General features: G+C 67.9%; 25 protein-coding genes. 9 read left to right on the forward strand and 16 right to left on the reverse strand.

The genetic code is table 11. The features are described from left to right. Positions 1–13: 13 nt before the first annotated feature. The 4 genes from WFI54_RS04900 to WFI54_RS04915 all read right to left on the reverse strand — a co-directional run bounded on the left by WFI54_RS04900 (position 14) and on the right by WFI54_RS04915 (position 5,830). The gene (locus WFI54_RS04900; RefSeq protein ID WP_336651676.1) at positions 14–1,255 is read right to left on the reverse strand and encodes a hypothetical protein; all 1,242 of its coding nucleotides are present in this window, start codon (positions 1,253–1,255) and stop codon (positions 14–16) included. A gap of 83 nt (positions 1,256–1,338) precedes the next feature. Next, the gene (locus tag WFI54_RS04905) at positions 1,339–2,532 is read right to left on the reverse strand and encodes an AI-2E family transporter (protein WP_336651677.1); all 1,194 of its coding nucleotides are present in this window, start codon (positions 2,530–2,532) and stop codon (positions 1,339–1,341) included. A 249-nt stretch (positions 2,533–2,781) separates the two neighbouring features. Beyond that, on the reverse strand, positions 2,782–4,212 hold the full coding sequence (gene thrC, locus WFI54_RS04910) for a threonine synthase (protein WP_336651678.1): 1,431 nt from the start codon (positions 4,210–4,212) through the stop codon (positions 2,782–2,784). A gap of 106 nt (positions 4,213–4,318) precedes the next feature. Continuing rightward, positions 4,319–5,830: a GuaB1 family IMP dehydrogenase-related protein gene (locus WFI54_RS04915; RefSeq protein ID WP_336651679.1), complete on the reverse strand. Its 1,512-nt coding sequence runs from the start codon at positions 5,828–5,830 to the stop codon at positions 4,319–4,321. Positions 5,831–6,026: 196 nt separating this feature from the next. Here WFI54_RS04915 and WFI54_RS04920 point away from each other — a divergent pair, with 196 nt between their 5' ends. Then, positions 6,027–7,058, forward strand: a complete 1,032-nt coding sequence (locus WFI54_RS04920) for a DUF4190 domain-containing protein (RefSeq protein ID WP_336651680.1) — start codon at positions 6,027–6,029, stop codon at positions 7,056–7,058. A gap of 49 nt (positions 7,059–7,107) precedes the next feature. After that, positions 7,108–7,569, forward strand: a complete 462-nt coding sequence (gene mscL, locus WFI54_RS04925) for a large conductance mechanosensitive channel protein MscL (protein ID WP_336651681.1) — start codon at positions 7,108–7,110, stop codon at positions 7,567–7,569. A gap of 90 nt (positions 7,570–7,659) precedes the next feature. Here the strand turns inward: mscL and WFI54_RS04930 are convergent, their stop codons facing one another. The 3 genes from WFI54_RS04930 to WFI54_RS04940 form a co-directional block, all read right to left on the reverse strand. Further along, positions 7,660–9,105, reverse strand: a complete 1,446-nt coding sequence (locus WFI54_RS04930; protein WP_336651682.1) for a dipeptidase — start codon at positions 9,103–9,105, stop codon at positions 7,660–7,662. Between the two features lie 202 nt (positions 9,106–9,307). After that, positions 9,308–10,501 (reverse strand): YihY/virulence factor BrkB family protein, encoded by a 1,194-nt coding sequence (locus WFI54_RS04935; RefSeq protein WP_336651683.1) that lies wholly within the window; start codon positions 10,499–10,501, stop codon positions 9,308–9,310. Positions 10,502–10,653: 152 nt separating this feature from the next. Beyond that, a complete protein-coding gene (locus tag WFI54_RS04940; protein ID WP_336651684.1) occupies positions 10,654–11,100 on the reverse strand; it encodes a MarR family winged helix-turn-helix transcriptional regulator in 447 nt (148 codons plus the stop codon). 51 nt (positions 11,101–11,151) lie between these two features. Between WFI54_RS04940 and WFI54_RS04945 the strand changes: the two genes are divergently transcribed. The 5 genes from WFI54_RS04945 (at position 11,152) to WFI54_RS04965 (ending at position 16,193) form a co-directional block, all read left to right on the forward strand. Next, complete coding sequence (locus tag WFI54_RS04945; protein WP_336651685.1) at positions 11,152–11,427, forward strand: hypothetical protein; 276 nt, start codon at positions 11,152–11,154, stop codon at positions 11,425–11,427. Between the two features lie 303 nt (positions 11,428–11,730). Then, entirely contained in the window at positions 11,731–13,830 is a 2,100-nt protein-coding gene (locus tag WFI54_RS04950) for an MMPL family transporter (RefSeq protein ID WP_336651686.1), read from the forward strand. Continuing rightward, the gene (locus WFI54_RS04955) at positions 13,796–15,112 is read left to right on the forward strand and encodes a sensor histidine kinase (RefSeq protein ID WP_336651687.1); all 1,317 of its coding nucleotides are present in this window, start codon (positions 13,796–13,798) and stop codon (positions 15,110–15,112) included. The genes WFI54_RS04950 and WFI54_RS04955 overlap by 35 nt, the downstream gene beginning before the upstream one ends. Next, positions 15,109–15,726 (forward strand): response regulator transcription factor, encoded by a 618-nt coding sequence (locus tag WFI54_RS04960; protein WP_336651688.1) that lies wholly within the window; start codon positions 15,109–15,111, stop codon positions 15,724–15,726. Before WFI54_RS04955 ends, WFI54_RS04960 begins: the two co-directional genes overlap by 4 nt. Positions 15,727–15,749: 23 nt before the next feature. After that, a complete protein-coding gene (locus tag WFI54_RS04965; protein WP_336651689.1) occupies positions 15,750–16,193 on the forward strand; it encodes a DUF2871 domain-containing protein in 444 nt (147 codons plus the stop codon). Here the strand turns inward: WFI54_RS04965 and WFI54_RS04970 are convergent. The 3 genes from WFI54_RS04970 to WFI54_RS04980 all read right to left on the reverse strand — a co-directional run bounded on the left by WFI54_RS04970 (position 16,190) and on the right by WFI54_RS04980 (position 17,891). Next, positions 16,190–16,678: a DUF6328 family protein gene (locus tag WFI54_RS04970; protein ID WP_336651690.1), complete on the reverse strand. Its 489-nt coding sequence runs from the start codon at positions 16,676–16,678 to the stop codon at positions 16,190–16,192. The genes WFI54_RS04965 and WFI54_RS04970 overlap by 4 nt on opposite strands. 68 nt (positions 16,679–16,746) lie before the next feature. Continuing rightward, positions 16,747–17,550, reverse strand: a complete 804-nt coding sequence (locus WFI54_RS04975) for a glycerophosphodiester phosphodiesterase family protein (RefSeq protein WP_336651691.1) — start codon at positions 17,548–17,550, stop codon at positions 16,747–16,749. Between the two features lie 74 nt (positions 17,551–17,624). Further along, complete coding sequence (locus WFI54_RS04980) at positions 17,625–17,891, reverse strand: DUF7218 family protein (RefSeq protein ID WP_336651692.1); 267 nt, start codon at positions 17,889–17,891, stop codon at positions 17,625–17,627. A 294-nt stretch (positions 17,892–18,185) separates the two neighbouring features. Between WFI54_RS04980 and WFI54_RS04985 the strand changes: the two genes are divergently transcribed. Beyond that, the gene (locus tag WFI54_RS04985) at positions 18,186–18,857 is read left to right on the forward strand and encodes a DUF6766 family protein (RefSeq protein WP_336651693.1); all 672 of its coding nucleotides are present in this window, start codon (positions 18,186–18,188) and stop codon (positions 18,855–18,857) included. A 14-nt stretch (positions 18,858–18,871) separates the two neighbouring features. Here WFI54_RS04985 and WFI54_RS04990 read toward each other — a convergent pair whose 3' ends face one another. The 4 genes from WFI54_RS04990 to WFI54_RS05005 form a co-directional block, all read right to left on the reverse strand. After that, positions 18,872–20,401 carry an FAD-dependent oxidoreductase gene (locus WFI54_RS04990; protein ID WP_336651694.1) on the reverse strand — a complete coding sequence of 510 codons (1,530 nt, stop codon included), beginning with the start codon at positions 20,399–20,401 and terminating at the stop codon, positions 18,872–18,874. 95 nt (positions 20,402–20,496) lie between these two features. Beyond that, positions 20,497–21,093 carry a hypothetical protein gene (locus tag WFI54_RS04995; RefSeq protein ID WP_336651695.1) on the reverse strand — a complete coding sequence of 199 codons (597 nt, stop codon included), beginning with the start codon at positions 21,091–21,093 and terminating at the stop codon, positions 20,497–20,499. After that, positions 21,090–21,470 (reverse strand): cation transporter, encoded by a 381-nt coding sequence (locus tag WFI54_RS05000; RefSeq protein WP_336651696.1) that lies wholly within the window; start codon positions 21,468–21,470, stop codon positions 21,090–21,092. Before WFI54_RS05000 ends, WFI54_RS04995 begins: the two co-directional genes overlap by 4 nt. Positions 21,471–21,505: 35 nt before the next feature. Continuing rightward, positions 21,506–21,682: a hypothetical protein gene (locus WFI54_RS05005; RefSeq protein WP_336651697.1), complete on the reverse strand. Its 177-nt coding sequence runs from the start codon at positions 21,680–21,682 to the stop codon at positions 21,506–21,508. Between the two features lie 257 nt (positions 21,683–21,939). Here WFI54_RS05005 and WFI54_RS05010 point away from each other — a divergent pair, with 257 nt between their 5' ends. Continuing rightward, positions 21,940–22,152 carry a hypothetical protein gene (locus WFI54_RS05010; protein WP_336651698.1) on the forward strand — a complete coding sequence of 71 codons (213 nt, stop codon included), beginning with the start codon at positions 21,940–21,942 and terminating at the stop codon, positions 22,150–22,152. A 35-nt stretch (positions 22,153–22,187) separates the two neighbouring features. Here WFI54_RS05010 and WFI54_RS05015 read toward each other — a convergent pair whose 3' ends face one another. Further along, complete coding sequence (locus WFI54_RS05015; RefSeq protein WP_336651699.1) at positions 22,188–23,210, reverse strand: DNA topoisomerase IB; 1,023 nt, start codon at positions 23,208–23,210, stop codon at positions 22,188–22,190. A gap of 83 nt (positions 23,211–23,293) precedes the next feature. Continuing rightward, entirely contained in the window at positions 23,294–23,773 is a 480-nt protein-coding gene (locus WFI54_RS05020; RefSeq protein WP_336651700.1) for a YciE/YciF ferroxidase family protein, read from the reverse strand. Positions 23,774–23,895: the final 122 nt, after the last annotated feature.

Genomic DNA, 23,895 nt, shown 5'->3' on the forward strand with positions numbered 1-23,895 from the left:
CCTTGGCCTCAGCCTAGCGCGATGCCCGAGCCCGTCGAGCCCTGGCGGCGGCCCCCACGACCGCGACCCCGCCGAGCACGAGCAGGCCGAGCCCCGCAACGCCCGGCACGAGCGGGTCGAACCCGCCAGTGCGCGCGAGCGACGCAGCGGGCGTCGTCGGCGATCCACCGCCCGGCGCCGCGTCGGCCGACACCTCGACGGCCACGGCGGGGCTGCGCGAATCGAGGAAGCCTGCCTGCGGCACGAAGCGGGCAAACACCTCGTGCTCTCCGAACGAGAGCTGCGCGGAGTCGACGCTGAACCGCGCCTCCCCGTCACCCGTCTCGGGATCGATATCATCGGCGGCGGGGACCGTGAACACCACTGCCCCGTCGACCAGCAGCTCGATGCCGCCACGAGGGTCGGTGGGCACCGTGCGGTCAGTGTTACTCACCACGACATCGAAGCCGACACTGTCGCCCACGCGCGCTTTGGTGGGTGACACAGTGAGCGCCGTCGTGGTCGCATGCGGAACGACCGTCAGCGGCGCCGCGGCCGAGTTCGACGGCGCGAAGTTGCCCGCAGCGTCGCCGAGAAAGGCCACGGTAAGACCGGCCGTCGCCGCGGGTGCGGCGACGGCGGAGAACTGCACCGCACCATTCGACTGCAGTTCGGCGGTGGCGAGTTCGACGCCGTCTGCGAGCAACGCCGCCCGACCGTTCACTCCGGCCGCCGGAGAGGTCACATGCGCTGTAACGTCAATCGGTTCGAAGGCCCGCGCCCAGGTGGGCGCACCCGTGATCGCGGTGCTGCTCTCGGCCGGTGCGATCGTGATGGGGAGCACCGGGCTCTCTGAGGGCAGAACGCGATCGGGGAAGATCGCATCGCCTTCCTTGCCCACGAAGCGCGCAACCAGATCATGATCGCCGGCGGCGAGGTTCATAACGGGAACGATCGCCGCGAAGCCACCGCTCCCGTTGTAGCCGAGAACCCCGCGTCCTGCGACTACACCATCGGCCTCGATCATCACCACCTCACCGCTGAGGTTGGCGGCGCTCGGGAGCGACACCGTAACGAAGTAGATGGGCGAGTTGCCGTATGTAGTCGGCGGCACGAACGTCGTGATGCTGGTCGAGGTCGTCACCTCAGCCGTTAGCTCGGCCCGAGCGGCCGTCGGCTGCGCCAGCCCCGCAGCGCCGAGCACCGCAGCGGAAGCGAGGAACACGCCCGCCCAGCGGAGGAATCCCGATCGAGACCGTGTACGAATTTGAACCATGTCCAAATATTAGCATTGAGCGCACCACCGCTCCCCCGCGCCGACTCCGCGCACCGCACTCGAGGCCCTACGATCCGCCGAGATCAGACCTCGCCGGGCTTGCGTCGGAACGGCTTCGCGGGAAGATCAGGTCCATCCCACACCTGGATGATGCCCCACACCACCGCGGCGATCGGCACCGCGAGCACCGCACCCAGCACCCCGCTCAGCACGGTGCCGATGGTCAAGGCGAGCAGGATGACGAGCGAGTGCAGTTTCAACGCCCGCCCCATGAGCACCGGCTGCAGGAAGTTGCCCTCGAGCTGGTTGACGAGCACCACCACACCGACCACGAGCACCGCGCTCAGCGGCCCGTTCGCGACGAGCGCCACGAGCGCTGCCAGAATACCGGCGAGCGTCGCGCCCACGATCGGGATGAAGGCGAGCACGAACACGAGCACGGCGAGCGGCAGCGCCAGCGGCACCTGCAGGATCAGCAGGCCGACGCCGATGCCGATCGCATCGACCGCAGCGACCGACGCCGTGCCACGTACGTAGTGCCCGAGCGTCTGCACGGTCTTGTCGCCCGCCCGCTCGGCGCGCGCCAGCGCCTCGCCCTCGAAGGGGCGCAGCAGGAAACGCCAGATCTGCGGGCCGTCTTTGAGGAAGAAGAAGAGCACTACCCCCATGAGGATCAGCCCGGTCACGAAGTTTGTGACGATGCCGACCCCTGCCAGCGCACCCGAGCCGAACTGCGAACTGGTGAGGAAGCCGGACAGGAAATCAGTGATGTTCTGCTGCCATTCGACGAGCTGGTCGTGGTCGGGTGCGAACGGCAGTGTTTTCACCCAGTCAATGACCTGCTGGAGGCCGGTCTCGGCCTGCGATGAAAGCTCATCCCACTGGTCGCGCACCGCCCACACGATGAGCCAGCCCACGCCGGCAAGCAACAGCACAATGGTGAGCAGCACCAGCACTGTCGCGAGAGCCGACGGCACCCGGTGCCCGCGCAGCCAGGACATGACGGGCGTGAAGGTGCTCGCGAAGATGAGCGCGAGGAGGATCGGGATCACCACGGTGCTGAGTGTGCTCATGCCGATGACCACACCAGTAGTGAGGATCAGCACGATGATGATCTGCAACGAGCGCGTGGCGAGCAGCCCGAAGCTGTCACCCCACGCACCGCCGGCCCGCTTCAGATGCCGTGACTGCGTGAGCGCGCCCTGCGGCGTATCTCCCCCGCGTTCGAGCCGTTCGACTCGGTGCTCCAGTGCTCGCCTTGCTCGCTCACCGAACATGTCAGCCTCCCTGTCTTGCTGGGTTCCACCCTACGGGGTGCTACCGACAGTGTTCGAGAGCGCCGGCCCCCTTGCCCGGGCCGCGTCGATGCGATATCGAGGTCACCCGTGTGGTCGTTATCGGTCGCAGCAAACGGCCACACGGATGACCTTGATGAGTTCGCGGGGTGCGGATCGCGAGGTGCGGATCGCGGGCACGTACCGGCGCAGGCTCAGCACGGGCGGCCGCGGCCCGTGCGCCCGAGGGCGTCAGCGGGAAACGGCGCGTTCAGCGACGAAGGCACGCAGAGCGGCTTCGTCGTCGTCCATCTCGGTAACGTGCTGCGGCAGCTCGAGCAGCCCTGCGAGGTGCTCGGGCAGGCCGATGCGGGTGCCTGTCGCCTCGAACACGATCTCGGGGAACTTCTCGGGCTTCGCGGTTTCGAGCACGAGCATCGGCACGCCGGGCTCCAGGTGCTCGCGGGCCACCTTCACACCGTCGGCGGTGTGCGGATCGATCACCGTGCCGCTCGCGTCGAACACCGACTTGATCGTCGCCACGCGATCCGCGTGCGTGCTCGTGCCGCTCTCGAAACCGAACTCCTCGAGGAAGCGGGGCTGCTCGGCGGTGAGGTCGATGCGTCCCGTCTCGGCAAGCTCGCGCCACGCTGCCGCAAGGCGTTCGGGGTCGCGGCCCAGCACCTCGAACACGAAGCGCTCCAGGTTGGAAGCCTTCGAGATGTCCATCGACGGGCTCGAGGTCGCGTGCGTGTCGGCTGCGCCGCGCGGCGCATACACGCCCGTGCGGAAGAACTCGTCGAGCACATTGTTCTCGTTGGCTGCGAGCACGAGGCGGCGGATCGGCACGCCCATCTTCTTCGCGAGGTAGCCGGAGAAGATGTTGCCGAAGTTGCCCGACGGCACCGTCACCGAGATCTCGAAGGAGGCGCGCTCTGCGGCTGGCACGGCGTCGCTCGCGCGCAGCCAGGCCCAGAAGTAGTAGACGGCCTGGGCGCTGACGCGGCCCAGGTTGACCGAATTGACGGCGCCGAGGTCGTGGGCGCGCTTGAACTCGAGGTCTTCGAACAGCGCCTTCATGAGGTTCTGGCAGTCATCGAAGACGCCCTGCACGGCGATGTTGTGGATGTTCTCGTCGGTGAGCGAGTACATCTGCGCCCGCTGGAACGCACTCATGCGGCCCTGCGGCGAAAGCATGAACACGGCGATGCCGTCTTTGCCGCGCAGCGCGTACTCTGCGGCCGAACCGGTGTCGCCCGAGGTGGCCCCCACGATATTGAGCGCGCGGTCGGTCTTCGCGAGCACGTATTCAAGGGACTGGCCGAGAAACTGCATCGCCATGTCTTTGAAGGCGAGCGTCGGGCCCTCTGAGAGGCCGACGAGCGAGATTCCGTCTTCGAGCGGCGTGACGGGCACCACCTCTGCGGCGACGAAGTTCTGGCTGCTGTATGCGTCGCGGCACATGCGGGCGAGATCGTCGCGCGGGATGTCGGTGGCGAAGAGCCCCAGCACCTCGGTGGCGAGCTCCGCATAGGAGAGAGAGCGCCACGATTCGAGCTGCTCAGCGGTGAGCTGCGGCACCGATTCTGGCATCACGAGCCCGCCATCGGTCGCGAGCCCCTCCAGCAGGATCTCGCTGTAGGGTGCCGGCGCCATGCCGCCTCGGGTCGAGATGTACTTCACCGCTGCTCCTCGTGTGCTTGTCGGGTTCGCCGTCGGGCTGTGCGCGCCGACCCCACCATCCTATTCGGCGCGGCTGCGCGGCTCGTACGTGCGGCAGATCTGCCCCTCACCAGGAGACCGGCAGCGCCTTGCCCTCTTCGTAGCCCGCCGCCGACTGCAGGCCCACGCGGGCGCGCACATGGAACTCGCGCAGCGAGTCGGCACCGGCATAGGTGAACGAGGAACGCACCCCCGAGGTGATCATGTCGATGAGGTCTTCGACGCCGGGCCGCAGCGGGTCGAGGTAGATCTTCGAGGAGGAGATGCCCTCGGCGAAAAGCTCTTTGCGGGCGCGCTCGTAGGCGTCAAGGCCGCCGAAGCGCCCCTGCACCGCCTTCGTCGATGCCATGCCCCACGATTCCTTGTACTGGCGGCCATCGGGGTCGGTACGCAGCTCGCCCGGCGATTCGGCTGTGCCGGCAAACCAGGAACCGATCATCACCGAAGCCGCTCCAGCCGCAAGAGCGAGCGCGACATCGCGCGGGTAGCGCACGCCGCCGTCGGCCCAGACGTGCGCGCCGAGTTCGCGAGCTGCCTGAGCGGTTTCGAGCACCGCAGAGAACTGGGGGCGCCCCACGGCTGTCATCATGCGGGTAGTGCACATCGCGCCGGGTCCGACGCCCACCTTCAGAATCGTGGCCCCAGCAGAAACGAGGTCGTTCACGCCGTCTACGGTGACAATGTTGCCGGCCACGATCGGAAGCCCGAGGCCGAGATCTGCAACGGCTTGGATAGCGCGGATCATGCCCGCCTGATGCCCGTGAGCGGTATCGATCACGAGCACGTCGGCCCCCGCCGCGGCAAGCTCGCGGGCCTTCGCCGCGACGTCGCCGTTGATGCCCACCGCCGCTGCCACCGCGAGCCGCCCGTCCCTGTCGAGAGCGGGGCGGTAGATCGAGCGGCGCAGCGCCGAGCGCCGCGACAGGGTGCCGATGAGGGCTCCCCCGCTGACCACGCACACAGCTTCGGCGGAATGCTGATCGACGCCGGGCTGATCCGCCCGCTCATCATCGGCGCGTGTCGCCGCAGTGACCGCATCGAATGCGGTGCGCGGATCCGCAAGCTCATCCGCTGAGAGCAGCGGCGCGCGACCAATCACCAGATCACCCAGCTGCGCATCGGAGGGCACCGAAGCGAGCCTCGCCGCGGAGAGAATGCCGCGGATCCCAGCGGCGGGCACCGGCGCATGCTCGTCGGGGCGATCCGCCACCACCACGGCCTGCCCCTCAGCCCGCGGGATGAGCCGCAAGGCATCGGCGGCCGTCGCATGCGGGGGCAGCACCAGGGGGGTGTCGGTGGTGACGGGCTGGCTTTTCACCCAGCGGATCGCGCGTGCGGTGTCGGCGAGCGCAAGGTCTTGGGGCAGCACCGCGAGACCGCCGCGCCGCGCCAGCACTGCAGCGAGGCGCGGGCCGGTCACCGAGTTCATGTTCGCGGCCACGAGCGGCAAGGTTGCCGGAGTACCGTCGGTGGGGGTGAGATCGACCCCGAGCCGGCTGCCGACGCCCGAGTGCCGCGGCACTAGGAAGACATCGGAGTAGGTGAGGTCGACCGTGGGCATCGCGCCGATAAACTCCATACCCCCACGCTACTCCCCTCGCGCGCTGCGACTGCTGCCGCGATCTGAAGAACATCTGTCGCATGGACGACGTAGGATGAGGATGGTGGGGGTCATCGACGGCTCGCGCACAACAGAGCACAAGCGGATCCACGGGCCGCGCGCCTCCCGGTGACCGGCCCGGGGCTCCGCAGATGATGAAGGAGCAGCAGGGGCAATGTCTGACACAAACGATCCTGGAAATCCCACAACACCTGAGACACCGGTTCCGCCGGTTTCTGCAACGCCGCCGGCAGCGCCAGAGCAGCCCGCAGCGGCAGCACCCGAGCAGCCCGCGCCGACAGCGGCCGAGCAGCCCGCAGATCAGCAGCCGACCACGGCGCTGCCCGAGCCCGCAGCAGAGGCACCGGCCGCCCCTGCACCAGCTGCACCAGCTGCACCAGCTGCACCAGCCGCACCGGCACCGCAGGTCGCCGCCGCACCGACAGCACCCGCAACCCCGCCAGCAGCGCCGGTGCCTCCGCAGCAGGCGTTTGCAGGCGCCGGCGCACCCGGCGCACCGACCGGCCCCGCCGCGCCCGGCGCGGGCTACCCCGCCTACGCCCCCGCGCCCAGCGCGCCGAAGGGTCTCGCGATCACCGCACTGATCCTCGGCATCGTGGCAGTGGTCGGCGCGATGATCTTCGGCTGGATTCCCTTCGTTGGCGGCGTCATCACCGTCGTGGTCGGCATCGCCGCGCTCATCCTCGGCATTCTGGCGATGCAGAAGCGTCAGCCCAAGGGCCTGGCACTCACCGGCCTCATCCTCGGCGGCGCAGGCGTACTCATCGGTGCCGGCATCATCATCGCCTGGAGCGTGCTGTTCGCAAACCTCGGTTCCGAGCTCGACCGTTACAGCACCGAGCTTGACGAGCTGCAGTCGGAGATCGAGTCGACCATCCCCGGCACCAGCGAGCTCGACGAGCCCGGTGCTTCGTCAGACGCCGCTTCGGGCGACCGCTCCCCCGAGTTCTGCAAGGCACTCGATACCGCACTGGGAACCCCCACCGACTCCAGCAGCGACACCTGGTCCGAGGCCGAGCTTGCCCCCTACGTGGCGCTCTCGGCGATCGACAGCCCGAACCGCGAGGCATACTCACGCTTCGTCGCCATCGCCGGTGACCCGAACGCGATCACCAACCCCGACTACGGCCAGGTGCTCAGCGATTTCGCCACCGCCATGTTCGAGGATGCGATGGCCTGCTCCTAAGCGCAGGTCTGTCACAGCACAACACACCACCAGAACGGGGGAATCGTAGGTGTTCAAGGGTTTCAAGGAGTTTCTGCTGCGCGGGAACGTGATCGATCTCGCCGTCGCCGTGGTCATCGGCGCAGCGTTCAACTCGGTTGTGGGGCGCGTGGTCGACTCGCTCATCAACCCGGTGATCGGCGTGGTGTTCAAAGCAGACTCGCTCGACAATGCCATGCAGGTGGCACTGCCAGGCGGTGGCACAATCGCGTTCGGTGCCCTTATCGGCGCGCTCATCAACTTCGTCATCGTCGCGGCAGTGGTCTACTTCGTATTCGTGCTGCCGATGAACAAGCTCAAGAGCCTGCAGCAGACCGATCAGCAGGAGCCCGAGGCGCCGGCGGGGCCCAGCGAGCAGGAACTGCTCACCGAGATCCGAGATCTGCTGCGCGCCGAGGCTGCGGCGTCGGGCCGCATCCCCGACATGAACCGTGCAGGAAACGAGTCGCAGGCCACTCAGCACCGGCACTGAAACGCGCAGCCACGCACAGCAGGACGCCCCTTCCGACTGAGCTGAGTCGGAAGGGGCGTCGGCGTTGGTGCAGATACCGCGACGGGCGATTCAGCTGGTGCGAGCGTCGAGCCGCGCGAGGAACAGCGCCTCCGTGAGCAGCGACTTGCGGAACGACTCGATGTGCAGCGACTCGTTCGGGCTGTGCGCTCGCCCGTCGGGATCCTCCACACCGGTGACGAGAATCTGCGCCGTCGGGAACTCCTCAACAAGCTCAGCAATGAACGGAATCGACCCGCCCACGCCGATATCGACGGGCTCGCGGTCCCAGGCATCGGCCATCGCACCGCGCACCTCCGCAACAGCCCAGCCACTCGTATCGACAAGGAACGCCTGACCGAGATCGCCGCCCTCGAACTCGACCCGCGCACCGAATGGAGCGCGATCCGCCAAATGCTTCGTGATGGCCGCATACGCCGCCTCAGGATCCTGCCCTGGCGCGATGCGCGCGCTCACCCGCACGCGCACGCTCGGGATAAGCGTGTTGGAGGCGTTCGCCACATCGGGAGCGTCGATGCCCGTGATCGTGATCGCGGGCTGCGCCCAGACACGGCTGAGGATCGAACCGTGGCCAATCGGGCTCACCTCGTCGAGCAGGCCGGACTCCTCACGCAGCCGCGCCTCGTCATACTCGGGAGCATCGATGTCGGCGCTGATCAGCCCCTCGACAGCCACCGAACCGTCGGCATTCCAGAGCGTGTCGAGCAAACGCACCGTGGCGAGCATCGCGTCGGGCACCGCGCCGCCGTGCATGCCTGAGTGCAGGGCGTGGTCGAGGGTGCGCACACTCATGTTGAAGGCGACCGCACCGCGCAGGGCGACGGTGAGAGCCGGGGTTTCGGTATCCCAGTTGCTCGAGTCGGCGACAATGATCGCGTCGGCGGCGAGCAGATCCCGGTTTTCGCGCAGGAAGTTACCGAACGACTGCGACGCCCACTCCTCCTCACCCTCGATGAAGAGTGCGATGCCGAGATCGAGCTCGCGCCCCTCCGCCTCGGCCGCAGCGGCGAGCGCGCGGATCGCGCCGATGTGGGCCATCACGCCGGCCTTGTCGTCGGCGGCGCCGCGGCCGAAGAGGCGACCGTCGCGCTCGGTCGGCTCGAACGGCGGCGTGTTCCAGTCCTCGTCGCGCCCGGGAGGCTGCACGTCGTGGTGGGCGTACAGCAGCACTGTGGGGCGACCGTTACGCGCTTCGCGCCTGGCGACGACGGCGGGCTGGCCGAGTTCGGGTGCGGAACCGTCGGCTCCCTCGCCGCCCTCGACGGGGGCACGGCGGATGTCGACGACATCGAACACGCCGGTGTCGCGCAGCAGTGCGGCGATGGCCTCGGCACTGGCGGCGACGTGGGCCGGGTCGAAGGCCGGCCACGACACCGAGGGGATGCGCACGAGGCGCTGCAGGTCGTCCATCGTGTGGCCGAACTGCGCCGCCACTGTGGCGCGCAGCGCTGCCTCGAATGCTGTCTGTTCGGGCTCCTGGCCCGCCTGCTCAGTCATGTGTGATTCCTCCCGCGTGTTGCGTGGTTGTGGCGTGCGACGGTGCGCACGCCCTATGCGCGAAGCCGCTCAGGCTCCGCTTCCGCGCTCAGCCTATCGCCGCCCGCCCCGCCGCAAGCGCTGGAACGGCGGCCGCAGGCACGAGCCCAACCTCCGCCGCGATCCGGTCCCCTTCCCGCGTCACAGGCGACCAGGGCGCACCTCAGCGAGACGGCGGTGAGGCAGGCGCGGCATCGCTATCGTGATCGCGATCAGCGGCGGGGTGCGGATCACGCGTTGCGCCGGGCACCGCAGGCTGATCCGCCCGCCCCGACTGCGCCTCCCGTTCCTCACGCTCCGCCTCCCGCGCCTCCCGCAGCTCGCGGGTCGCCACCTGCAGCGCGTCCTCCGCACGCTGTCGGCGGCGCTGCGCGAGCGTGCTCGCACCGTACTTCACCCGCACCCGGTCGTGCGACTCGTGGGTCGCGGTGATGATGTAGCTGCTCGCGATGAGGATCACCTGCGCCGACAGGTTGAACCAGAGCAGCAGCGCGATGAGCACCGCGAAGGAGGCGAGCAGCGGATTCGACGCGGCCCCGCGCACGAAGAGGCCCGAGAGCTCCTGCAGCACCGTGAGACCGACCCCGCCGAAGAGACCCCCCACCCAGAGCGCACGCGCGGGTGCGCGCACCCCCGAAAGCAGCCGAAACACCACCACCACCGCAACGGTATCGATTGCGAGCACCACCACAACGCCGAGCACCCGCGTCAGCCACGCAGACACCTCGCTATCAGCCACCCCCAGCCAGGAAGTGACCGCGTCAACCCCCACCGTGGCGGCGACGCTCAGCACCGCCGCCACGACCAGCAGACCGCCGAACACGATGCCCACCAGCAGGTTGCGCAGCACCACCCACAGGAAGAACCCGTCCTCGTGCACCTCGTCGGCGAGCACCCGCAGCGCGGTGCGCAGACTGGTGATCGCACCGATCGCCGCGCCGATGAGACCGAGCAGCGAGACGATGCCCACGATCGTGAACCCGGCGGGGGCTTCGATCTTCGAGGGGTCGACGACCTCCGTGAGCCCGGGCAGGAAGCTCTCGAGCGCGTCGACGAGCGCGCGCATCGCGTCGGGGTTACCACCGAGCCAGAGCGCCGCGAGCGAGAAGCCGAGCAGCACTGCGGCGAACACGCTGAACAGCGCGCGGTAGGTGATGCTGTCGGCGAGCATCGCACCCCGGTGCTCCGCGTAGAGCAGGTAGGCGCGCACGAGCCTGAGCCGTAGCGCCCACGCGATCACGCGTTTCGCGAGGCCCGCGATACCTCCCGCGCGCCGCTGCTCCGCGCCGTTCTCCTGGTCCTGCGCTGCGTGCGGTGCGCGTTCTGCGTGTGCTGCGTTCTCTGCCCGATCCGCCATGCATGCAGCCTATCCAGCGAAGCAGCGCACACCAGACCCTTCCCTTGCACCGGCCGTGTGCGCTATACGGCGGGTCGGCTCGCTGCCTCGGCTGCCGCGGCAGCCACTGCGCCGAGGGCGCACCCAGCGGGGGTGCGGATCGCGGGGTGCCGTCAGCGGGAGCGGTCGACGGCCTCGATGATCGTGGTGAGCTCGTCGCGGAGCGCGAGCAAACGATCGACGGGCACCCCGAGTCGTTCGACCACGGCGGGAGGCACCGCGAGCGCACGCTCGCGCAGCGCCCGCCCCGCTTCGGTGGGGACGATCTCGAAGGTGCGCTCGTCGCCCTCGACGGGCACGCGCTCGATGAGCCCGGAGTGCTCGAGTCGCTTCACGATGGGCGACAGGGTGGCGGGGTCGAGCCGCAGCATTTCGGCGATCGCGCCGAACCGCAGCGGGGCGTCGCCCCAGAGTGCCAGCATCACAAGATATTGCGGGTGGGTGAGGCCGAGCGGTTCCAGGATCGGCCGGTACACGCCGATCACACTGCGGCTCGCGACCGCGAGCGCGAAGCAGACTTGGCGGTCGAGTTCGAGCGCGTCCTCGGGAAGATGCTGCATCTCCCCAGTCTAGCTCGTTAGGGCACGAACGAATCTGATACTCTTTCGTTTGTGGGCGAACAAAAGCGCAGGAAGCGACACCTCTGGCACCCGACCCCCTACGACGGCGTGCCCGGCGTCTATGCGGCAATCCAACGCTTCATCTACCAGTTCGAGGGCCCCGCGCAGCTCGGCGATCCCAACGAACCGCCCTACGTGGCCCCGGCCGATCCGAAGTGCCCCATCTGCACCCGATCCATGCACGCGCACCGCATCAACCGCGGCGGCCCGGGCAAGCCCACCCACCTCAGCTGCCCCCCGCCAGAATCAAGCGACGCCACCGCCTGAGCACGAGCACCGCAACGCTCGGTCGCTGCTCGCGCAGGCTAGGGTGTGTCTCGCAAATCGTTGCCGTTGCGAGCAGCGCCTAGGCGGGGTGCCTCGCAAGGCGGAGGAGGACGGTTTGCTGGTTGTAAATCCGACGACGACAACGCAGCGAGGTGCCCCGAACAGGCGCGCGCAGTAGGCGAGGATTTGCGAGACACGCCCTAGTGCACCTCTGGCCACGGCAGGCGCATCATCCAAAAGGATGAGATGCGATTCCTCCCTCTTCGCGATGCTCGGCGAAGCGCCGACTGGTGAGCTTGGAGCATGGCAGTTTCTCGCGCTCATCGGCACTTCGCCGACAGTCTCACCTCCCGCCGCGGCGCATGGATCTCACTCGGTCTCGCCGTCGCCATCATGTTCGCGCTCTTCGGCGCCTTCGGCTCGGCCACCGCACCGGCGCGCAACGACCAGGCACCGGCAGGCTCAGAATCGAGCCGCGCAAGCGAGCTGATGGCAGCATTCCCGAACGCGGATCGCCAATCGGTGCTCGTCGTGGCTTCCCGTGACGACGGCGCGAAACTCAGCACCTCCCAAATCGACGAGCTCTCGGAACTGCTGCCGGTGCTGGACACCCACGCCGCCGTCGACGCGACAGGCCCGCTCGTCAGCGAAGACGGCAAGGCCGCCCTGCTCGTGACCCCGATCACCGTGGGCGAGACGAACAGCGACACCGCCGCTACTGTCGAGACGCTGCGCGACGCCGTCGCCGACGCCGCACCGGAAGGCCTCACGCTTCAGGTCACCGGGGGCCCGGCGTTCGGCGCAGATATCGCAGCATCATTCGCCGGCGCAGACTTCACGCTGCTGCTCGTCACGATTCTGATCGTGGCGATCCTGCTCATCATCACCTACCGCTCCCCCGTGCTGTGGCTGGTGCCGCTCGTCGCGGTCGCCCTCGCCGACGGCCTCGCCGGCCGCCTCACAGCCGCGGCCGGCGCGGCCTGGAACCTGCAGTTCGACGCCGGGATCATCAGCGTGCTCGTGTTCGGCGCAGGCACCAACTACGCTCTGCTGCTCATCTCCCGTTATCGGGAGGAGCTGCTGCACACTGCGGATCACCGCCAGGCGCTCAGCACCGCCTGGCAAAAAACCGCGCCCGCCATCGTGGCGTCGAACGTCACCGTCGTGCTCGCGCTGCTCACCCTCGTGCTCGCCGTTATCCCTGGCACGCATGGACTTGGCATCTCGTCAGCCATCGGGCTGCTCATCGCCCTCGCCGCGGTGCTGTTGCTGCTGCCGCCGCTGCTCGCGGTGTGCGGGCGTCGCGTGTTCTGGCCTTTCGTGCCCCGCCCAGGCGCAGCGCCCCGCCAAGGCCGCGGCTGGCGCAAGCTCGCCTCTGGTGTGGTGCGCCGCCCCGTCGCAAGCCTGCTCGCCGGCCTCGCGTTGCTCGCCGTGATGGCGTCGGGCCTCATCGGCACCTCGGTCGGCCTCGATCAGGTGGAGAAGTTCAGGGTGCCGTCGGAGTCGGCCGCAGGGCTCGAAGTGCTCTCCGAGCACTTCCCGCCGGGCGAGGCCGCGCCGATCTTCATCGTCGCGAACAGCGCCGCGGCCGATCAGGTCGTCGCTGCCGCAGCCGAGGTGGAGGGCGTGGTGCGCGCCCACCCCGTCGGCACGAACGCGGACCAGGGCCTCACGAAGATCATGGTGACCAGCGACTACGCTCCGAGCACCGACCGCAGCCTCACCCAGATCACCGAAGTGCGCGACGCCGTGCACGACGTGCCAGGAGCCGACGCCGTCGTGGGCGGTGCCGTCGCAACCGACCTCGACGCCCGCAGCGGCAACACGCACGATCTGTGGCTTATCGCCCCGCTCGTGCTCGCCGTCAGCTTGGTGGTGCTCATGCTGCTGCTCCGCTCATTGGTCGCCCCAGTGGTGCTGCTGCTCGTGAACCTTACCAGCGCTGTTGCCGCCATCGGGGCGGGGGCCTGGCTGAGTCGGGTGCTCTTCGAACAGCAGGCACTCGACCTGCAGGTGCCGCTGCTCGCGTTCCTCTTCCTCGTCGCCCTCGGCATCGACTACACGATCTTCCTCGTGCATCGTGCACGCACCGAAGCCGCCCGCCTCGGCACGAAGAACGGCATCGTCGAAGCGGTGGCCAGCACCGGCGGTGTCATCACCAGCGCCGGCATCGTGCTCGCAGGCGTGTTCGCCGCGCTGGGGGTGCTGCCGCTCGTCACGCTCGGCCAGCTCGGGCTCATCGTGGGCGTGGGCGTGATCGTCGACACTCTGGTAGTGCGCACCGTCATCGTGCCGGCGCTCTTCGCTCTGCTTGGAGATCGCATCTGGTGGCCGGGACATCTTGCAACTGGGAGAGGAGAATTGGCGCATGAACCTCGTGAACGCGCCGCTGACGCGCACTGACGCCGCCGCCACCACCGCCGCGCCCCGCCCGGTGGTGCGCGCAATGGAGGTCGGCCAGCACCTCATCGCAGCAGTGCTCACCCTCATCGGCGTGATCCGCGCCATCGGCGACGGCACCGACGCCGCGGCCGCGATCATCTCAGGGCTCGCGATCCTCGCCTGGCACACCGCAGGCACGCTGCTGCCATCACGCGGCCGCGTGATCGTGGCGTGGTGGCTGCTCGGGCTCGCCCTGATCTGGGTCGCCGCCACGGCGGTCTCTGCCGAGTTCGTGTGGATCGCATTCCTCCTGTGGCTGCTCGCCGGGCACCTGTTGCCTCTGCCATGGGGGCTGCTCTTCTCGGCGCTCGTGCTGGCTGTGGTGATCGTCGCGCCGATTCTGCATCACGGCACCACTAGCTACGCCAACATCTTCGGCCCGCTCATCGGCGGAGTGTTCGCCTTCGGCATCTCTCGCGGCTACCTCCAACTGCTGCACGATGCTGAAGAACGCGAACGCCTCGTGCACTCCCTCACCCTGGCGCAGCGCGAAACCGCAGATCTACAAGACGAACTCGCCCTCGCCCAACGCCAGTCAGGTGCCGTCGCCGAACGCACCCGCCTCTCCCGCGACATCCACGACACTATTGCTCAGGCGCTCTCCTCGATCCGCCTGCTCGCCCACGCCGGCGCAGACCGCAGCCACGACAGCGATGCGATCCGCACCCTCGCACAGATCGAAGCCCTCGCCGGCGACAGCCTCGCCGATGTGCGCCGCATCATCGCCGCGCTCGTTCCTACCGAACTCGAAAACGGCGCCCTCGCCACCGCACTGCAGCGCATGCTCGACCGCCTGCACGACGAAACCGGCCTGACCGTGGAACTGCGCGTCGACGCCACCCTTCCCACACTCCCCACCGAGGTCGAAGTGGCGCTGCTGCGCACCGCACAATCGGCCCTCGCCAACGTGCGCCTGCACGCCGAAGCGAGTCGGGTCGTGATGAGCCTCATCGACGACGGCTACAGCGTGCGACTCGACCTCATCGACGACGGGCGTGGATTCGACGCCGCAGCGTGGGAGCAGGAGACTGATCCCGGACCCGCTGCCACCAGCTACGGACTCCGCTTCATGCGCGGGCGGCTGCGCGAACTCGGCGGCGGCCTCGACATCGAGAGCAGCCCGGGGGACGGCGCCGCGATTTCGGTGCACCTCCCGATCCGCCCCGCCCTGCAACAGCCGCAGCATACAGACCAAACAGACTCGACAGACCCGACCGCCCCGACCGCAACGGAGACCCCATGACCACCACCGTGCTCCTCGTCGACGACCACCCCGTCGTGCGCAGCGGGCTGCGCGCCGTGCTCGACACCAGTGAGGTGCAGGTTGTCGGCGAAGCCGCCACCGGGGAGGAAGCCATCGCACTCGCCAGCCACCTGCGCCCCGATGTGGTGCTCTGCGACCTTCGCCTGGGTGAGGGCATCGATGGCATCCACACCACCGCGGCGCTGCGCGCCCTCGACCCCGCACCGGCAGTGCTGATCCTCACCACCTTTGACCGCGACGCCGAAATCCTCGGTGCCATCGAAGCCGGCGCAGCAGGGTACCTCCTCAAAGATGTCGCCCCTGACGAGATCATCGAGGGCATCAAGCGGGCCGCCCGAGACGATGTGGTGCTCGCCCCAGAACTCGCAGCCCGCGTGCTCAAGGGCATGCGCAGCCCGCTCCCCAAGCTCACCGAACGCGAGATCGAAGTGCTGCAGCTCATGTCGACGGGCGCCGCCAACAAAGAAATTGCCCGCACCCTCTTCGTCACCGAAGCCACGGTGAAAAGCCACATCGGGCACATCCTCACCAAGCTCGATGTCGACAGCCGCTCCCGCGCGATTCACGTCGCCAGGGAAACCGGCCTCATCTGATCCACCCTCTGAAAGGAAACCCCGTGAAGAAACTCCTCAACGCCGCGTTCATCTACATGCTCGTAGGCGTCGCCTCCGGCCTGTTCTACCGCGAGTTCACCAAGCTCAACGACTTCCCCGAAGGCAAGTTCACCCAGCTCGGCCTCGCGCACACGCACCTGCTCACCCTCGGCTTCATCGTGCTGCTGATCGTGCTCGTGATCGAAAAGGTCTTCGTGATTTCGCGCAGCCCGAAGCTGTTCGCCTGGTTCTTCTGGCTGTACAACGCCGGCGTGATCCTCACCTCCGCAATGCTGATCTGGCACGGCAGCCTCACTGTGCTCGGGCAGGAATCCAGCGCAATGATCGCGGGCATCGCGGGGCTCGGCCACATCTTCATCACCGCCGGCATGATCGTGTTCTTCGTGGCACTGCGACGCGCTGTAATCGGGCGCGGATCGGCAGCAGCCGCAGAGGTGACCGCCTAATCACCTCGCTCGCTCGCCGGCGCCTTTGCGGTGCCGGCGAGCGGCACGCACACCCAGAGCACCACACTCATGAGCAGCGCCGCTCCCAGAGCCACTGCACCGGCAGTCCGATTCCAGGCGAAATCGAAGATGAGGCCCGTCACCCCGGCGATGAGCACCGCAACAACCATGAGGTTCGCCATTAGCAGCCTGCTGCCGAGCCGCACAATGCGAGCCTTCTGGTGCTTGCCGAAGAAGCGGCGGTGCACCATCACGAGCGACAGCCCCAGCAACGTCGACGCCCCGGCAAGCGACACCAGCACCAAATAGAGCCCGCGCTGCACCCCGTCGAGCTCGGTGAACCGGGGCTGGAATGCCACCGCGAGCAGGAAGCCGCCGAGAATCTGCGTGCAGGTCTGCGTGACGCGCACCTCCTGCAGAATTTCGCTCCAGTTGCGGTCGGCACGCTCATTCGCGGTCTCGCCGCGGCCATCGTCGGCTGCCATACCCTCAGCCTAAACGCGCCGGCTGCTCGTGTCAGCAGTGTGACGCACAAGTGCTGGCCGGTCGCAGCTCAGCTGAGCGTCGCGAGTGCGAGATCGGCCCGATCGGTGACCACACCGTCGACGCCGCGATCCGCAAGACTCACCATGCGCTGCGGATCGTTGACGGTCCACACGTGCACCTCCATACCCTCGCGATGCGCAGCATCGAGCAGACGCGCACTCAGCACTCTGAGCGGGCCCTGCCGCTCAGGGATCTGCAGCGCGTCGAGGCCTGCAAGCGCGCGGGCCTCAAGCCTGCGCGAGCGCGACACGACCGCCGCGAGCAGCATGGCGATCCCCCGCTGACCGGGCGATGTGGCAGGCAGCCCGCCAGCAGCCTCAGCCGAACGCAGCGCGCGCAGGCGGTAGTCGTCGGAGAAGCTCGTGAGCAGCACCCGATGCGCGTGAGGCGCCACGATGCGACCGGCAGGATCCGCCGCCTTGGCGCTCTTCACATCGATATTGAAGCGAGCCTGGGGAAACTCATCGAGCGCCTCACCCAGCGTCAGCAAGCCACCCCGGCCCGCCATGATGTTAGAGAGTTCGCGCAGCGAGAGCTCAGCGACCCGCCGCGGATCACCGGTTACCCGGCGCAGCTCGGCGTCGTGAAAGAGCACCACCTCACCGTCGGCCGTCACCCGACAGTCAGACTCGAGGTACAGAGCGCCCGCCGCCTCAGCAGCGGCGAACGCTGCGCGCGTATTCTCCGCGACTCCGGCAGACGCCGCGTCGGCTGCAACAAGCCCGCGGTGGGCGAGCACCCGCGGCGGACGCGACGCCTCGCTCCCCGCCGTCGCAGCCAGATAGGGGTGCGGATCGCTACGCGGCGACATGCGCGCTCCCGCGGCGGGCAGCGGCGGATCGGGTATCGGACACGGTGACAGTATGCCACCGCCGGGGCGCTGTCTCAGTGCCTGCGGATCGTGTCGATGAGCTCAGCCTTGCGCAGCTTCGAGTAGCCGGTGATGCCCAGCTCCTTCGCTCGCTGCTTCAGCTCACTCACCGTGCGATCTTCGTAGTCCTCTGCTTGACCGCCGCGCCGCCCTACCTGCGAGCGGCCATCCCTCGCGGCGGCGTTCGAGATCCGCGCCGCCTTCTCCTCGGAATTTCCCTCTTTGCGCAGGCGATCGTAGAGTTCGGGATCTTTCAACTGCGGGGTCTTCGATTTCGGCATTGCACTCACATCCTCTCCATCGGCGAACGCACGCGTTCCTTCGACGATCATCGCTTCGCCTCGACGCTATGCTGCCGTGAACACGCTCACCACCCCTCGACAGTCGCGCGGTCAACAGCTACGCTGAGGCACGGCGAACGTTCGCACACCCGGAGAGCGCTTCGCAAGGGTCTACCGGCACCCATCGATGCGGTTCTACGATCACCAGCATGAAGACCATGTTCTGGGTATGGATGGGGTTGGTGCTACTCGGGCTGCTCGCGATGTTCGCGGTTGTGATGGCGGGGCGCTGACATGCGCATCAGAGACCATGCTCTCTCGCTCTGCTTCGCGACAGCGTTCATTGTCACGCTTGCCGCCCAGTCGTTCGCAGGGCTTTCCGTCTACAACGAAGAGCAGCTATCGCATGGCGGGCAACCGAGCAGCTGGCTCGCCTTCGTGACCTCCTCCGACTTCGTGGTCGACGTTGCCGAGAACTGGCAGTCGGAGTTTCTGCAGTTCTTGCTGTTCATCATGGCGACCGTGTGGCTTGTGCAGCGTGGCTCCCCCGAGTCGAAGAAAGTGAGCGATGAGGGCCTCGGCAGCGACAAGGACCAGCTCGTCGGCGAGCACGCCAGGCCCGACTCACCGAAGTGGGCGCGCGTGCACGGCTGGCGGCGGTGGATCTACAGCAACTCGCTCGCGCTCACCATGGGTGCGATTTTCCTTGCGTCATGGACGCTGCAGGGTCTGGCAGGGGCGGTGGTGTACAGCTCCGAACAGCAGCAGCACGGATTACCCCCGGTGTCGTTCGGCGAGTACCTGCTGAGTGCCGACTTCTGGAACCGCACGCTCCAGAACTGGCAGTCCGAGCTGCTGGCGGTGGGGTGCATGGTGGCGTTCTCCATCTTCCTCCGCCAGCGCGGCTCCTCCGAGTCGAAGCCAGTGGGCGCTCCGCACGGCGTATCCGCGGTCGAGTCCGAGTAGCGAAGTGGGGCTGCTCAGAGTTCGGGCTGCGCGTCGTCCAGGCGGTCGAGATCCCGCACCGCGGGCCCCTCGAGCAGTCGTCCATCGGCACTGAACCGAGACCCGTGCAGCGGGCAGTCCCACGACCGCTCCGCGACGTTCCAATTCAGTACGCCGCCAAGGTGGGTGCACACCCCCGACACGCTGCAGATCTCACCATCGATCTTCGCCATCCCCACAGGAGAGGCACCGTCGCGTGCAACCACGCCCTCGCCTTCCGCAGGAGGGCCGACGTCGTCAATCGACCGCAGCTCGGCCGCGGTCCAACCCGAGACGAGGCGACCCGCGACCGCCGCATTGACACCGATCGCGTCCTGCACTTCGGGCAGTCGCAGAGCGTTCCGTCGCAGCTCCAACGCCCACTCCAGATGCCCGCCGAGCACATCGGCGGCAATCGTGAGCGCCGCGGCGACCGCGTTCGTCATGCCCCATTTGTTGTAGCCGGTTGCTGCGAAGATGCGCCCGCCACCCCGGGGCAGCGGGCCGGCGAACGGAACCCGGGAGTGGCGGCGGTAATCCTGCGCCCCCCACCAACACTCACGGCCCCGGCTGCCGAAACGCTGCGCCGTCCATGCATCGATCGCTCGCACCTCATCATCGGTGCGCATGGCACGACCGGTGACATGCGCACCGCCTCCGACCAACAGCAGGTCTTTGCCGTCCCGTCCGGCGGCGGTGCGCAGCGAGCGATCCGGGGAGCCCACCGAGACGTACATTCCGCGCGGCAGCGGCACGCTCGCATCGGGACGGTAGGCCCCGACGAACGACCGCGACGGCTCCAGCTTTGCGAAGAACAGCCCGCGATCGAGGATCGGCACCCCGCTCGCAATCACGCAGGCGTCCGCCTCGACCTCGCCGAGCGAGCAGCTCACCCGCACGCCGAGACCGTGCCGCTCCACGTCGGTCACGCGGCACCGCTCCACCAATCGCCCTCCGCGCTCGCGAAGTTCTGCGGCGAGTTCAGCCAGCACGACCATCGGGTGCAGTTGAGCCTGGTCATCGAGCACGAGCGCACCCGCAGTTTCGAAGGGCAGTCCGATTTCGCTGGTTCTGATCGCGGGAACTCCAGCAGCGTTAGCGGCGTCCAGCTCGCGCTCCAGCACATCGAGCTGGGACGGCTCATCGGCATAGGTGTACGCGGAGCGCCGCTCCGGTTCAATGCCCCAGCTCGCGAGCTGCCTCAGCAACCATGCCTGGCCCTCGCGGTTCGCCTCAGCGTATGCCTGCAGTGCCGAGTCTCCGGCGTGCGAGCGCAGTTCCGAGAACACGGTGCCCTGTAGGAGACTGAGCTTGCCGGTGGTGCCACCGGTGGTCACCGCCCCGGTGCGGCGCGCCTCAAGCACGGTCACACGCTGTCCCGCCCGCGCCAGCAAGACTGCCGTCGCCAAACCAGTGAGGCCGGCTCCGACAACCACGGCATCGCAAGAATCGGAAGAGAATGCGTCTGACTCGATACGGGGACCGGTGAGCCGCCACAGCGAGGTCGTGTGCCAACGGTCAGTCATATCGGCGACTGTAGGCGAACTTCCCCAGCCCCGGGAGGCCATTGACAAGTGCGCTCAGAGCTGCGCACGGACCGCCAGTTGGCACACCCCGCAGCTCAGGGATGAGGCTCCGAGTCATCGAGACGGTCAGCGAAATCGGGAATCGGGTCGGACGGCACCACAACCACATCCTGGATCTTCCAGTCGAGCTCCGCCACGCCCTCGCTGATCTCCGCGAGCTGATCCAGGCTCACCGTTCGCGCGACGGGGCGCACAAAGACCTCGACATGGAAGACCTGCCCCTGATCCCGCAGCCGGATTCCAGATTCGGCAACCCAATGCTGCCGCCGCAGATAGGCGAGGATCATGTCGCCGAATGGGTGCGGACGAGTGCCATCGTAGCTGCGGGCACGCCGATCCATCAGATCCTGCACCGCAGCCGAGCAGTTGCTCACGCCGTCGCGTACGATACCGACCGCGATAAAGATTGCCGCCGCACCGTCGAGCCACCAGATCCCCGCCCCGATACCGAGCACACCCACGATGGAGGCCACCGTGGTCTGCCAATCCGCCTTCGCCATATCAGCGTCAGCGAACAGAAGCTTGCTGTGGAGCACCGGGGCGATCCGCGCCTTCGCCGGCCCATACAACCAGATCGGGCCGATCACGATCACCGCCATGACGCCGACCATGATCCACCCCTGCCAGATCATGTGACCGAACACTTCGACATCACCGATCTCGACACGGTCCCCGTCACTACCCCCGCAATGAGGTCGCCCGCCGCGTCGAGTGCGAGATTCAGGCCGACACCCAGCAACGCCGCGCCCGCGAGCAAATGTCCGACCCCCATCGCACGGTGCCAGCCATAGGGGTGTTCGCGGCTGGGACACCGACGCACGAACGGCAGCGCGGCCAGGAACGAGAGTTGCGGCAGCAGTGACAGCATGTCCTCGATCCATGCCGTCTGCATGGCCCGCGAATCACCCATCACGAACGCAATGATGGTAATCGTGCACGCGGTGTACACAATCGTGAAGATCTGCCAGCGAACCGCACTCCGCAGCGCCGTGCGCTGCTCCTCGGGCAACTACTCGTGACTGCCCTGCCAGTAGCCGGCAGCCGTCACCCAGCGCGCCCGAGCGCGGCCGGGTCATCCTCGGCGGGGTCCGACATCACCGGCAGGCGAAGGGACATTTCGGCACCGGTCGCGTCCTCCCTCGCCAGCATGGGATCGCCGGCCAGCTCCACGAGTTCCGCAAGCGGCAGCACGGAAAGCAATCGCAGGGTCTCAGTTTGCACGGTCCAACCTCCTCAGGCAGGTGCAGGGTCTGATGCGCCGCCTGCGCAGCGCTCAGCACTCCCAGTCATATGGTGGCCGCCGGAAGCGAACTCACACAGGCCTTGACAGGGCAAACAGCAATGGGTATACGCGCGCTAGCCGATCCGCAGTGGGATCGCAAGCCCTCGAAGGTCTCACCGCATCACGGCTACGGTCGATGCATGACCGCGACCGTGTCTACCCGAGGCCCGGGCCCAGCGGCCGAGAGGAGCCGAGCATGACCATCAACGCATCCGAGCCGTCGAAGGAACTCACGGGCCCAGTGCCCACCGTGCCCGCAGCCGTCGAGCCCGATGTCGACGCCGATGTGCTGAGCGACCCAGCGCTCGATGATCAGGTCGGATCCGATTGGGCCGACGAGGGCGGTGCTGTGCCCGCGGGCCCGGCCACGGCAGCGCCGGCACCTGAACACGGCCGTGCCAGCAGCTGAAACTGTTACCTCGGATGTGCCAGGAGAGCAGTCGATCAGCGCTGTGACCCCTGGCGCGTCGAAGATGCGGCGAGCAGCGCCAGCGCGCCCTGCTCGTCGTCGTCGAGAAAGGGGCGCGGCCGCATCCGCGCGCGCGAGCGACGCGCCCGCGCGATCGTCTCCGGGCGCTCGGCAGCGTCCATCACCCGTGGATCGACGTAAGAGGATCGAGTGACGGCGGGAGTGTTGCCGAGCCGTGCGGCGGCCTCCCGCACTCCTGCCCGCAGAGCAGCGGTGCGGGCCTTCTCCGAGGCGAGCTGCTCGTCTGTGAGGGCCAGCAGCGCCGCAGCGACGACCACCGTGCCACCCCAGGTGCGGAAGTCTTTGGCCGTGAACTCCTCCCCCATGTGGCGCTTCACATAGGCGTTGACGTGGCGGCTGCGCAGCCGCCGCACCACCCCATCCTCATCGAAGAAGCGAAACACCTCCGGCCCAGGCAATTCTTCGAGCCGGGCGACGAGTCGCGCCACGCGCGCGTCTCGCACCCGCCCGCGCTGCCGCTGCCCGCTCTTGCCGACGAAGTCGTACTCGACCCCGGTCGCAGACGCGCGCAGGTGCCTCGCGCGCAGCGTGGTGACGCCGTAGCTGCGGTGCTGCGCGGCGTAACGGGGGCTTCCCACCCTGAACAGCTGCTGATCGATGAGTCGCACCGCGCAGGCGGTCACCCGGTCACGGCTGAGGCGGCGACGGCGGAGATCGCGGTCGACGGCGGCGCGCAAGCCGGGCAGCGCTCGCCCGAAGCGTTCGAGCCGCGCGAATTTGCGCCGATCCTGCCGCCGTCTGAAGGCCGGGTGGTAGATGGTTTGCGTGCGCCCTGCAGCGTCGAGGCCCCGCGCCTGCACCTTTGCACGCGGAGAACGGGCGATCTCCACCTGCGTCCACGCCGGCGGTATGGCGAGCGCGTCGAGGCGTTCCAGCTCGACGCGCTTCGTGATCCGGCGCCCGTTCACACGGTAGACGACCTCGCCCTCGACGACCTCGCGCGTGATCGCCAGACGGCGCGATCCACCACCCGCCATGTCCTCCCCCTTTCCTCACCCCTCCACCCACGGCACCCTGATGTGCGCAGGCGGTGACACCGCCCGCGCACATCAGGGCCGGATCAGGCGAGTTCGCGCAGCCTGGTCAGCAGTTCCTCGCTGGTGTGCGTCTCCTGGTCGAGGTTCTCGGCAAGCAACTTCGCCGCGTCGGCTGCACCCTCGGCCTGCGTCGCCGTGATGAGCGACTGGTACACCGAGATCTCGTAGTGCTCGTTGCCGAGCGCGCAGGACAGGGTCACCCTGTCGAGGAGTGCGCTATCGGATCGGGCGATCAGGCTCTCCGCCTGACTCGAGATGCCCTTTGTCGCGGGCGAACCCGCCGTCGACTCAGGAAACTCGAGCAGACCGAACACCTTTCGCAAGTTCTCAATCTGCTCCCGCGTCTCGTCGGAGTGGTGGCGGAAGAGCTTCTTGATGTCCTTCGACTGGGCCGCCTCAGCCAACTCCCCCAGCGCCGCCAACGAGTCCTCCTCCATCGTCAGTGCAGTGCGCAGCTGGAAGCGCAGCAGATCGGTCGGGGTTTCGAGGCTTCGCTGAGACATCGGTTTCTCCTTCGCTAGTGGCTGCCGCCCCATCACGTCGCAGAGCGGCTTCCCGCCGATTGTAAAAACGCCCGTACGGTCCACCACAGGGGCTTGCGCCGACGCAAGCGCCGCGCTATCGC

The organism is Leucobacter sp. MMO-125 (genome assembly GCF_037148395.1).
Taxonomy (GTDB): domain Bacteria; phylum Actinomycetota; class Actinomycetes; order Actinomycetales; family Microbacteriaceae; genus Leucobacter.

Coding starts and splice junctions, on each gene's coding strand:
- WFI54_RS04900 (WP_336651676.1), bottom strand. CDS start 1,255: ATGGTTCAAATTCGTACACGGTCTCGATCGGGATTCCTCCGCTGGGCG.
- WFI54_RS04905 (WP_336651677.1), bottom strand. CDS start 2,532: ATGTTCGGTGAGCGAGCAAGGCGAGCACTGGAGCACCGAGTCGAACGG.
- WFI54_RS04915 (WP_336651679.1), bottom strand. CDS start 5,830: ATGGAGTTTATCGGCGCGATGCCCACGGTCGACCTCACCTACTCCGAT.
- WFI54_RS04920 (WP_336651680.1), top strand. CDS start 6,027: ATGTCTGACACAAACGATCCTGGAAATCCCACAACACCTGAGACACCG.
- WFI54_RS04930 (WP_336651682.1), bottom strand. CDS start 9,105: ATGACTGAGCAGGCGGGCCAGGAGCCCGAACAGACAGCATTCGAGGCA.
- WFI54_RS04935 (WP_336651683.1), bottom strand. CDS start 10,501: ATGGCGGATCGGGCAGAGAACGCAGCACACGCAGAACGCGCACCGCAC.
- WFI54_RS04940 (WP_336651684.1), bottom strand. CDS start 11,100: ATGCAGCATCTTCCCGAGGACGCGCTCGAACTCGACCGCCAAGTCTGC.
- WFI54_RS04950 (WP_336651686.1), top strand. CDS start 11,731: ATGGCAGTTTCTCGCGCTCATCGGCACTTCGCCGACAGTCTCACCTCC.
- WFI54_RS04955 (WP_336651687.1), top strand. CDS start 13,796: ATGAACCTCGTGAACGCGCCGCTGACGCGCACTGACGCCGCCGCCACC.
- WFI54_RS04960 (WP_336651688.1), top strand. CDS start 15,109: ATGACCACCACCGTGCTCCTCGTCGACGACCACCCCGTCGTGCGCAGC.
- WFI54_RS04970 (WP_336651690.1), bottom strand. CDS start 16,678: ATGGCAGCCGACGATGGCCGCGGCGAGACCGCGAATGAGCGTGCCGAC.
- WFI54_RS04975 (WP_336651691.1), bottom strand. CDS start 17,550: ATGTCGCCGCGTAGCGATCCGCACCCCTATCTGGCTGCGACGGCGGGG.
- WFI54_RS04980 (WP_336651692.1), bottom strand. CDS start 17,891: ATGCCGAAATCGAAGACCCCGCAGTTGAAAGATCCCGAACTCTACGAT.
- WFI54_RS04985 (WP_336651693.1), top strand. CDS start 18,186: ATGCGCATCAGAGACCATGCTCTCTCGCTCTGCTTCGCGACAGCGTTC.
- WFI54_RS04990 (WP_336651694.1), bottom strand. CDS start 20,401: ATGACTGACCGTTGGCACACGACCTCGCTGTGGCGGCTCACCGGTCCC.
- WFI54_RS04995 (WP_336651695.1), bottom strand. CDS start 21,093: ATGATCTGGCAGGGGTGGATCATGGTCGGCGTCATGGCGGTGATCGTG.
- WFI54_RS05010 (WP_336651698.1), top strand. CDS start 21,940: ATGACCATCAACGCATCCGAGCCGTCGAAGGAACTCACGGGCCCAGTG.
- WFI54_RS05015 (WP_336651699.1), bottom strand. CDS start 23,210: ATGGCGGGTGGTGGATCGCGCCGTCTGGCGATCACGCGCGAGGTCGTC.
- WFI54_RS05020 (WP_336651700.1), bottom strand. CDS start 23,773: ATGTCTCAGCGAAGCCTCGAAACCCCGACCGATCTGCTGCGCTTCCAG.